Below are 9,250 nucleotides of genomic sequence, written 5' to 3'. Positions count from 1 at the left end.
CCGGCGAGTGTTGGTTTCGTCGCCGTCAGGCCTGGATCGTGGTTCGGCCAGCGCCCGGCACCCTGTTCAGGGGCCCGCGAGCTCCGGGGGGCGCGAGCAGATGAAGACGCGGTCGAGCCCCTGAAGCTCCATGCCGTGGCGCTCGGTCAGCCCGTGGCGCTCGCCCTCCTGGACTGAGAAGCCGATCTCGCCCACATCGAAACCGGCCGCCGCGAGCTTGTCGGGAAAGTCGCGGCCATAGAGCCGGACATGATCCCAGCCGCAGATGCGTTCGACCTCGGCCCGGTCCATGTCCGCCGGCGGCTCCCAGGTGACGTCCCGCGACGCATCCAGCGGTACTGAGAAGAACGCGATGCCGCCCGGCTTCAGCACGCGAAGGCATTCGCGCATGCCGCGCTCGTCGTCGGGCACATGCTCGAGCACGTGGTGACAAATGACATAGTCGAAAAAGGCATCGGGAAAGCGGATATCGGTCACGTCGACGATGGCGTTCGCCACCTTGCTGCGCTTGATGTCGCCCGCGATATAGTCCGGATTGTCACGCCAGATCCGGAAGAAGGGCCGCTCCGGCGAAAAGTGCAGGATGCGCTTGCCCGCCATGTCGAGCTTCTGCCTTCTGATGAACAGGCCCATGATCCGGTCGCGCTCCTTGGAGGAGCAGTGCGGGCAGCGCGCTTGCGGGCGCGGACCGACATCGAGAAACCGGCCCTCATGGCCGCAGATCGTGCAGATCCGTGGGGTGGCGGGCCTCAGGAACTGGCGCGGCTTCTTGAACGCGGCCCGAAGATATTCCTGTGAGAGGACGACCAGTGACATCTGGAGAGCATTCCGGGCGATGGCGCCGTCTGTCGAAGCCCCGGTCCTCGCGGCCCGGCGGGCCGCGGACATGAATGAGAGGATGGAGATTGGGCTCCATCCTCTCGGGTCTTCACTCTTTTGGAGGTTGATGCCCAGAACTGGTTCCAACCATAGACGACGTTACTCGCAGAACATCAGTCATGCGGTGGACAAATTCACGTCTCAACTGAAATTCGAGTCTATTCGACGGAACCGAGCGAGCGGGTGATTTCCAGGCGAAAGAAATCCTCGTTGAGCACGCGGATCATGCTGCGCGAGCTCTCGATCACGCCCGCCTTGACCAGCTGGCTGATCTGCTTGGTGACCGTCTCGCGCTGCGAGGCGATGCTGTTCGCCAGTTCCGCGTGTGTCGGCGGCGGCGCGATGCACAGCCGGCCCTGATCGTCGCGGACGGCATGGCGCAGCAGCTCCGCATAGAGCCGCGTCTTCATCGGTAGCAACCGGTTCTCGATATAAAGCTGGCGCAGGTGCCGCAGCCGCAGCGAGAGCGTCTTGGCGACGTATTCCGCGAATTCGGGACTCGTGCGGAAGGTGTCGAGAAACTGGCTCTGGTTCATCACCAGGGCCGAGGTATCCTCAGCGGCCTGCGCATAAGTCGCCGGTTCGTCATGGCCGAAGACCGGCAGATCCCCCACGAAGCTTCCCGGCCCCAGTGCGAGGACCGGCACGTCATGCCCCTGCGGCCCGAGGAAAAAGGTGATCACCCTCCCGGCTTCAATCAGGTAGATCCTGTCGCTCTCGTCGTCGGGATGCTTGATCAGCGAGCCCTTGACGAATTTCCGCTTAGGCAGGCCCACATCGAGGATGTCGTTGGGAAGCGGCAGCGAAACCGCCGTCTGGGGCGGCTCGGGCATCACACCCATCGGCAGCTCCCGGAGCATGACGCAAAGTCCCATGGCATCGATCGTTCCCTCGTCACTGTCTGAAGCAGAAACGGCCTCAGCGTGTCAGGTTGTGGCGTGTCGGTCGGTCCCTCGTTCGAGGTTATGATTATTGTGGAGGAGCATTGAACTGGCGGCATCACCCAAATGGGATATGCCGTGCATTCGACTTGGTGGGTAACCTTCAGTTTTGAATGGAGAGGCCAGCATGCTGCGGAGCCAACTGCTGGCGAAAGATGTATTCGTCGAAGGTGTAGCGTCGCTTGAGGCCGACGCCGTCATCGTCCTCGATGAATTCGATCCCGTTGGTGACGAAGATCGAGCGAATTCTGGAGAGCGTCTCGGGCCTGGCCTGGCCGTTCATCTCGAACTCGCTGATGGTCCGCTGGGCGACGCGGACTTCGCGGCTGAGCTGCTTGATGCTCCACCCCAGCATGGCCCGGGCCACGCGGCATTGCTCGCTGTTCATGGGCGAACCCCGAGGGTCGGCTTGATGGTCGACGAAGCGGAAAGCGCTGGCCGCACAGGGCGGACCAGGACGCGAAAGGGCCCCGGACATGCCGGGGCCCTCGCTGTCGGATCAGAAGTCGCGCTGGATGCGCAGACGGCCCTGGAAGGCGTCGTCCGACTTCAGGAGGACGCCGGCGGGGCGACCCTGAGCCTGAACGAGGTTCTTGACCTGAGCCTTGGCGTAAAGGACCTCGACGCCGATATCGAGGCCGGAAACCGGCGACCAGATCAGGTTCGAGCCGACGCGCCATTCGGTCGGATCCTGGCCGATTGCGTTCACCGCGCCGATGCCGTTCGCGTAATCGAGCTTCGAGTACGAGCCGTAGATGCCCTGGCGGATCGTGGGAGTCCAATAGTGCAGGAAACCTGCGACGAAGGAATAGCCCTTGGTCAGCTTGACTTGACCCGCGGCTGTCACGCTGGCGTCGGCGTTGGTGAAAAGCAGGCGACCGACATTGGAGTTTTGTCCCCAAGTGCCGGAGTTGCCACCGTAACCGATGTAGGAAATCCCGCCTTCGCTGTAAGCAGCCTGCAGCCAGAGCTCATCACCAGCCGCGAGCATGGGCAGGTTGAATTTCACGCCGCCTTGAATGGCGAAGCCGGTCTTGTCGAACGACGTGGTGGTCGGCGACGTGATCGTGGCGGCCGTCTTGCGCTGGAACACCGCGCCCGACAGCTGAGCGGAGCCCCAGCCCTGGGTCACGTTCAGCGAACCGATGAGATCGGGGTAATCCTGTCCGGCGGCCGTGAAGCCAGGCGCAGAAAGCTCTTTCTCGATGCGATCTTCGAGCGAGATCGTCGCCGAGATGCCCGAACCGAAGGTCGCGGTGTAAGCGAGCAGGTTGGTGACGGCGTCCGTGGTGCGGATCGGGCCGTAGTTCAGCGTGTCGGCGTAGAAGTCGAAGAACGACTGCGAACGACCGGCGGTGATGGGGCCGAACTGGATGAAAGCGCGATCGAGGCCGACGGAGGTCGCGCCGGCGCCGCCGCGAGTGGTCGTGAAGATCGGCCCCGTGCTGTTGGTGCCCTGGGCCGAGGCGTATGAGCCGTTCGAGATGGTGGTGTCGACGCGAATGAAGGTGCGCAGCGTGCCGTAGGAGGTCTGGTTACGTGCGTCGAGGAAGATGCGGCCACGGGCGCGCATGCCGTACTGATCGGCAACGTCCAGACCGCGCGGGTTGAAGCGCTGCTGAACGAGATATTCGGCGCGGACGCGGCCGCCGACGCGGAGGCAGGTGTCCGTGCCCGGAATGTAGAAGAAGCCCGCACCGAAGGCGGAGCAGACGCGCACGTACTCGACCGGCGCCGCCTTGCGCGACGGCAGGTCGGCGGCGTTGGCGCTGCCGACAACGGCGAAGGCCGCCGTCGTCATGCCCAGCGCTGAAACAAAGCTCTTCATCAAAACCTCCAATAAGATTGGCGAATGCCGCGGCTGAATCCTGTGATTCAATCCGATGATGAAGGTATTGGTTCATGTATGGCTGCGAGTGTGTATTAATTCACTGTTTGTTGCGGAGTTAAATTATGTTGCAATTTGGGAACATGTGAAAAAATATACATCAAAAATGTGGAGATATTTACATTTTGGAAATAAAGATGATCTTTTTATGTGCAAGACCGAACCATTGGGTATCTGAAGCGGTCGCAAACCGACATCCGTGATGCGGCAATGCAGCCTCGTCTTGAATGGATCGGTAACAACAGGCTAACCTTACGAGAGTGGCTCATACCGCGCGGCACTCATGGGGCCGGCGTGTTTCCGGACGGACGCGGTCACGATGCTCTGAGCGTGGAGCGCGGTCGCATGGATGACGAAACCCTGCAGCGGATCGAGGCGCAGTTGCTGGATGCTGCCACGGACCCCGCGGCATGGCAGGCCGCGCTGGAAACCATCGCGCGGCAGACCGGCGCGAAAGGCGCGGCCCTGCTGACGGTGAAAGGCCAGGGCCCGCTGGTGCTGCCCACACAGGGAATGGGCGAGCTCGCGCAGCGCTATGTCGCCGATGGCTGGTATCAGCGGGATTTCCGTTATGCCGGCGTGCCGACGATGAGGCAGCGCGGCTGGATGGTCGATCAGGATTTTGTCACCGCCGAGCAGATGGATCGGATGGACTATTATCAGGAGTTTCTGCGCCCACTGGGCTTCGGCTGGTTCGCGGGCCTGGGAATAACCACAGGCGATGATCTTTGGTGCCTGACCCTGCAGCGCGGCGCCGAGGCCGGGGCTTTTCTCGATCAAGACCAGCGCGCTTTCGCCCGCCTGGTGCCGGTCGCCTCGCGCGCTGCGACGCTTGCGCGCGAACTGGAATTCAACCGGCTCGACGGTATGGCCGACGCGATCGAGATCATGCGCAGGGCCGCCTTCTTCATCGACAGGTTCGGCAAAGTCGTCAGGATGACGGCCGCTGCCGAGGCCATGGTCGGTCGAGTGATCGAGCTGCGTGCCGGCAAGCTCCGCCTCGGCCAGGGAGGAGAGGCGCTGGAGCGCCATCTATCCGCTGCGATCTGGCCGGAACTCGCGGCTGATGCCGCCGCGCTGGAGCCGGTCGCCATTCGCCGGCCCGGCGCGCATCCGTTGATCCTCCGGGCCGTCCGCTTGAGAGGCGATTCCAGGGGCTTCTTCGTTCCTGCCGTGGCGGTGTTGATGGTCACCGATCTGGACGAGCGGGCGCCGGCACCGCTTCCGCACCTGGATGCGCTCTTCGATCTCACCCCGGCGGAGGTGCGGCTGGCCGGCGCCCTTCTGGGGCGGTTCAGCCTTGTCGATGCGGCCGCGGCACTGCGGCTGACCCATGAAACGGCGAGAACGCAGATCAAATCGGTGTATGCCAAGACCGGAACCGGCAGCCAGGCCGAACTGATCGACCTGCTCGGCAGGGTGCGCGGCGCGATGCTCTAGAGCATGCCGAGTTCTCGTGGAACCACTCCGTCATCCCAGGCCTGCCCCGGGATCCGTCGCAGGGCTCCTGAGCGCGACGATGGATCCCGGAGCGGCGCTGCTTCGCAGCTTGTCCGGGACGACGCTCTGGTTCCGTGCGAAATCAGCACATCCTAGCTTCGCGCCGGCGCGACCGCCTTCGGCGTGAAGGTGCCGTCGCCGTTGGGCTCCATCGCGACGATGTCGTCATGCATCTCGCGCAGCGTGGAGCGGTGGCCGATCGAGACGACGGTCGTCTGCGGCAGTTCCTGTTTGATCAGCGCATAGATCTCGTTTTCCAGCTTCTCGTCGAGCGAGGCGGTCGCCTCGTCGAGGAAGAGCCAGTCGGGCTTCGCGAGCAGGGCGCGCGCCACGGCCAGGCGCTGCTGCTCGCCCCCGGAAAGGCGCTGGCCCCAGAAATCGACCTCGTCGAGCTTGTCGGCCAGATACGGCAGGCGAACCTTGGCGAGCGCGTCGCGCAGCGCCGCGTCGTCGAAGGCCTCAGGCTCGGCGGGATAGGCCAGCGCCGCGCGGAGCGAGCCCTGCGGCAGATAAGGCCGCTGCGGCAGCAGCAGCGTCGTGGCGCCCTGCGGCGTCGCCACGCGGCCCTCGCCATAGGGCCAGGCGCCGGAGAGCGCGCGGAACAGGGTGGATTTGCCCGAGCCCGACGGGCCGACCACGAGCGTGGAGCGCCCGCCCTGCAGCGACAGGCCCTCGGCCTTTACGATCGGTGCCCCGTTCGGCAGCGTCAGCGCCAGCCGCTCGATCGCCATGTCGGGCCCGGCGCCGGCCGCGATCGCCAGCGCCGAGGCCCCGCCCCGGACGCCTTGCGCATCCGCTTGCGCGATCGCCGCCTCGAAGGTGGTGAGACGGTTGATGGAGGCGACATATTGCGCGATCGTCTGGTAGCGATCGATGAAGAACGACATCGCCGTCTGCACCCGGTCGAAGGCGGTCGCGACCTGCGTCATGATGCCGAGCGTGATCTTGCCCGCGAAGTAATGCGGCGCGAGCAGCAGATAGGGCACGACCACGTTCGCCTGTCCGAAAGAGAGCGTGAAGGTGGTGAGCCGGACGCGGGCCCAGATCAGCCGGTAGAAATTCTGGACGATTTCGCCGAAGCGCTGGCTGAGATGGCGCTGCTCGGTGCTCTCGCCGCGCATCAGCGCGATCTGCTCGGAATATTCGCGCAGCCGCGCCAGCGAGAAGCGGAAATTCGCCTCGCGCCGCTCCTGCTCGAATTCGAGCGGGATCAGGCTGCGGCCGATGAGATGGGCGATCCAGGTCGCGGCAACCGAATAGATCAGCGCCATCCAGAAGATGAAGCCGGGCACGGTGATGTCGGTACCGGGCACCGTGCTCGCCACCGGGATCGACCACAGGATGATCGAGAACGACACCAGCGTCGAAACCTGCGTCAGCAACGGCAGCGCGTAGTTATAGGTCTGATTGACGAAGGAGCGCGTGTCTTCCGCGATGCGCTGGTCGGGGTTGTCGGAGGTGCCCGCGAGCGCGATGCGGTAGTGATTGGCGTTGCGCAGCCAGGCGGCGCTGAAGGCTTCGGCCATGTGCCGCCGCCACCGGATCAGGAGCGCGTAGTTGGCCACCATCTCGATCAGGTTGGAGATGACGGCGATCGCGGCCCAAACGCTGAAGACATAGATCAGCTGATACCAGAAGCTGTTGGCATCCTTTTCCTGGATCGCGTTGTAGAAGTCGCGGTTGAAGAAGGAGAGGCGCAGCGAGATGCCGACCTGCAACTGGTTGATGACGACCAGGAAGATCAGCATCAGCACGCCCAGCCGCCCCGTCGCGATGCGGAAAGGCTTGAGCAGCGTCGCCGTCGTCGGGCTCGTATCCTCGAAATAGGGCGAAGCGAGCCGTGCGATCCGCGCGATCGCCGGCACGAAGGAAATCGCATAGACGGTGATGCCGAACACTGCGATGGTGATCGGCAGGCTCGTCGGTGGCGCAAGCGCCGCGAGGGCCGCAGGCCACAGCCCCGTCTGCGCCAGCAGGGCGGCGGCGCCCGTGACGATGTACTCGACCGCGAAGATCACCGAGAAGATGCGCAGGAAGGTCGCGATGGTCACCGCCCGCCAGGTGGCGAGCGCGAGCAGCAGGCCGATGACACCGAGCCCGATCGTGCCGGCGGCCCCCGCCTTGAGGCCGAATGCCAGCGCGGCGGCCGCCAGAACGGCGACGAGAATGCTCAACGGACGCATGGGCTGAAGTCCTGGGCGAGAAATCCGATGGCTCGCTTGGAGCCTTGATTCGGACCATGTCGCAGGGGCTTCGGCCGTTCAATGCCGCAGTCGCAAGATGAGCGAATTGTCATCTCGCGGAAGGGGGCCTGTCGGACCGGGCTGGCCGGGATCAGCTGCGCCGTTGCTTGCGCTGCGCATCGAGTTCCTCGGTGACGGCGATCACGTCGAGATAATCATCGTGGCGCGCCGGCGCATAGCGCGAAACATGTCCGTCCGTGAAGGTTTTCCAGATTTCCGGCGCTTCGTCCTTCATCGCGTTCATCGCGGCGACGAAGCGGGCCTTGAGCGCGTCCGGCAGATTGGCACGGGCGCAGAACGGGCTCGCCGGGATCAGCGGGGAGGTCCAGATCACCCGCGTCGAACCCTGCGGGATCATATTCTTGGCGGCCAGGCGCTGCGCGACGCCCGATTCCGCATTCACCTGATAGGTCGCGACGCCGTCGAACTGCCCCCGCACCAGAGCGAGCACGGAATTGTCGTGGCCCCCCGAGAACACCGTGCCGCTGAAATGGCTCTGCGGATCGACGCCTTCCTTGCGCATGAAATAGGCCGGGAAGGCGAAGCCGGAGGTCGAGTTCGGATCGGCGAAGGCGAAGGACTTGCCCTTGAGATCGGCGAGCGTGCGATAGGGGCTGTCGCTGCGCACCAGGACGACCGAATAATAGCCTTCCTGCCCGTATTGATCGATATCCCGGAACAGCGGCTGCAGCCGGTCGCCGAGGATGCGCCGCCCGAGCGCATAGACCGCCGGCCCGAAGCGGGAGAATTCCATCTGGTCGGCGCGCATCGCCTCGACCAGCCCGGCATAATCGGTGACGCGGTAGAGCTTGGTCGGCACTTCGAGCTTATCCGAAAGATAGCCCATCAGCGGCTGATAGCGGGCGATGGCGCCCGCCTCGTTCTCGGCGGAGGAGACGCCGATGCGCACCTCCGGCACGCTGCGCCGCCAATCGTCCTGGGCACCGGCAGGCAGGGCGCAGCTGGCCCCGAGGCCTGCCAGAAGCATGCGGCGTGTCAACATCGGCTCGTCTCCCTTGCCGGACGAGCACAGCAAGGGCGGATGGCGCCGATGCGACGATTGGATGTCGTTTCCGTCATCCATCGCCGCCAAGCGCCGCAAACGAGAGAAGGCCCGGCTTGCGCCGGGCCTTCCGCATTCTGCTTGAGGCGAATGGGTGTCCTCGGAAATCCGTGCCGCCACTGGAACCGGGCTTGCCCGGTTCCAGCACCCTGGGGTCTTGGGCGGATGGATTTCCTCAGAAATCCATGCCGCCCATGCCGCCGCCGCCCATCGGGGGCATCGGGGCGTCCTTCTTCGGCAGCTCCGCGATCATCGCCTCGGTGGTGATGAGCAGGCCGGCGATCGAGGCAGCGTCCTGGATGGCGGTGCGCACGACCTTGGCCGGGTCGATGATGCCGGCCTTGACCATGTCGCCGTATTCGCCGGTCTGGGCGTTGTAGCCCCAGGCGTAGTCCTTGGACTCCAGCAGCTTGCCGATCACGACCGCGCCGTCATCGCCGGCGTTGTCGACGATCTGGCGGGCCGGGGCCATGATCGCCTTGCGGACGATCTCGACGCCGGTCTTCTGGTCGTCGTTCTCGGTCTTGAGGGCCTTGACCGAGTTCAGGGCGCGCAGCAGGGCGACGCCGCCGCCCGGCAGGATGCCTTCCTCGACCGCCGCGCGGGTGGCGTTCAGGGCATCGTCCACGCGGTCCTTCTTCTCCTTGACCTCGACCTCGGTCGCGCCGCCGACGCGGATCACCGCGACGCCGCCGGCGAGCTTGGCCAGGCGCTCCTGGAGCTTCTCGCGGTCGTA

Annotated in this window: 8 protein-coding genes; 1 reads left to right on the top strand and 7 read right to left on the bottom strand. The window is 64.7% G+C overall.

Annotated features, from left to right (window positions below; all coding sequences use genetic code 11):
• Window positions 1–66: 66 nt before the first annotated feature.
• The 4 genes from ACOJTB_RS12710 to ACOJTB_RS12695 all read right to left on the bottom strand — a co-directional run bounded on the left by ACOJTB_RS12710 (window position 67) and on the right by ACOJTB_RS12695 (window position 3,648).
• Window positions 67–816, bottom strand: a complete 750-nt coding sequence (locus tag ACOJTB_RS12710) for a class I SAM-dependent methyltransferase (RefSeq protein WP_420102891.1) — start codon at window positions 814–816, stop codon at window positions 67–69.
• A gap of 221 nt (window positions 817–1,037) precedes the next feature.
• Window positions 1,038–1,721 (bottom strand): Crp/Fnr family transcriptional regulator, encoded by a 684-nt coding sequence (locus ACOJTB_RS12705; protein ID WP_420102890.1) that lies wholly within the window; start codon window positions 1,719–1,721, stop codon window positions 1,038–1,040.
• A gap of 202 nt (window positions 1,722–1,923) precedes the next feature.
• The gene (locus ACOJTB_RS12700) at window positions 1,924–2,298 is read right to left on the bottom strand and encodes a helix-turn-helix domain-containing protein (protein WP_420102889.1); all 375 of its coding nucleotides are present in this window, start codon (window positions 2,296–2,298) and stop codon (window positions 1,924–1,926) included.
• Window positions 2,299–2,319: 21 nt separating this feature from the next.
• Entirely contained in the window at window positions 2,320–3,648 is a 1,329-nt protein-coding gene (locus ACOJTB_RS12695) for a porin (protein WP_420102888.1), read from the bottom strand.
• A gap of 270 nt (window positions 3,649–3,918) precedes the next feature.
• Here ACOJTB_RS12695 and ACOJTB_RS12690 point away from each other — a divergent pair, with 270 nt between their 5' ends.
• Window positions 3,919–5,148, top strand: a complete 1,230-nt coding sequence (locus tag ACOJTB_RS12690; protein ID WP_420102887.1) for a helix-turn-helix transcriptional regulator — start codon at window positions 3,919–3,921, stop codon at window positions 5,146–5,148.
• A gap of 152 nt (window positions 5,149–5,300) precedes the next feature.
• Here ACOJTB_RS12690 and ACOJTB_RS12685 read toward each other — a convergent pair whose 3' ends face one another.
• The 3 genes from ACOJTB_RS12685 to ACOJTB_RS12675 form a co-directional block, all read right to left on the bottom strand.
• Window positions 5,301–7,391 (bottom strand): ABC transporter ATP-binding protein/permease, encoded by a 2,091-nt coding sequence (locus tag ACOJTB_RS12685; RefSeq protein ID WP_420102886.1) that lies wholly within the window; start codon window positions 7,389–7,391, stop codon window positions 5,301–5,303.
• Between the two features lie 151 nt (window positions 7,392–7,542).
• Window positions 7,543–8,454 (bottom strand): phosphate/phosphite/phosphonate ABC transporter substrate-binding protein, encoded by a 912-nt coding sequence (phnD, locus tag ACOJTB_RS12680; protein WP_420102885.1) that lies wholly within the window; start codon window positions 8,452–8,454, stop codon window positions 7,543–7,545.
• A gap of 235 nt (window positions 8,455–8,689) precedes the next feature.
• Window positions 8,690–9,250, bottom strand: a 561-nt coding sequence (locus ACOJTB_RS12675) for a TCP-1/cpn60 chaperonin family protein (RefSeq protein WP_420102884.1), incomplete at its 5' end; no start/stop codon positions are given.

Source organism: Allobosea sp., assembly GCF_048595345.1.
Classification (GTDB): Bacteria; Pseudomonadota; Alphaproteobacteria; order Rhizobiales; family Beijerinckiaceae; genus Allobosea.
This window is presented reverse-complemented; position numbering and strand designations above follow the sequence as displayed.

Excerpts from the sequence above, each read along its gene's own strand:
- ACOJTB_RS12710 (WP_420102891.1), bottom strand. The coding sequence starts at position 816 with ATGTCACTGGTCGTCCTCTCACAGGAATATCTTCGGGCCGCGTTCAAG.
- ACOJTB_RS12705 (WP_420102890.1), bottom strand. The coding sequence starts at position 1,721 with ATGGGTGTGATGCCCGAGCCGCCCCAGACGGCGGTTTCGCTGCCGCTT.
- ACOJTB_RS12700 (WP_420102889.1), bottom strand. The coding sequence starts at position 2,298 with ATGTCCGGGGCCCTTTCGCGTCCTGGTCCGCCCTGTGCGGCCAGCGCT.
- ACOJTB_RS12695 (WP_420102888.1), bottom strand. The coding sequence starts at position 3,648 with ATGAAGAGCTTTGTTTCAGCGCTGGGCATGACGACGGCGGCCTTCGCC.
- ACOJTB_RS12690 (WP_420102887.1), top strand. The coding sequence starts at position 3,919 with ATGCAGCCTCGTCTTGAATGGATCGGTAACAACAGGCTAACCTTACGA.
- ACOJTB_RS12685 (WP_420102886.1), bottom strand. The coding sequence starts at position 7,391 with ATGCGTCCGTTGAGCATTCTCGTCGCCGTTCTGGCGGCCGCCGCGCTG.
- phnD (WP_420102885.1), bottom strand. The coding sequence starts at position 8,454 with ATGTTGACACGCCGCATGCTTCTGGCAGGCCTCGGGGCCAGCTGCGCC.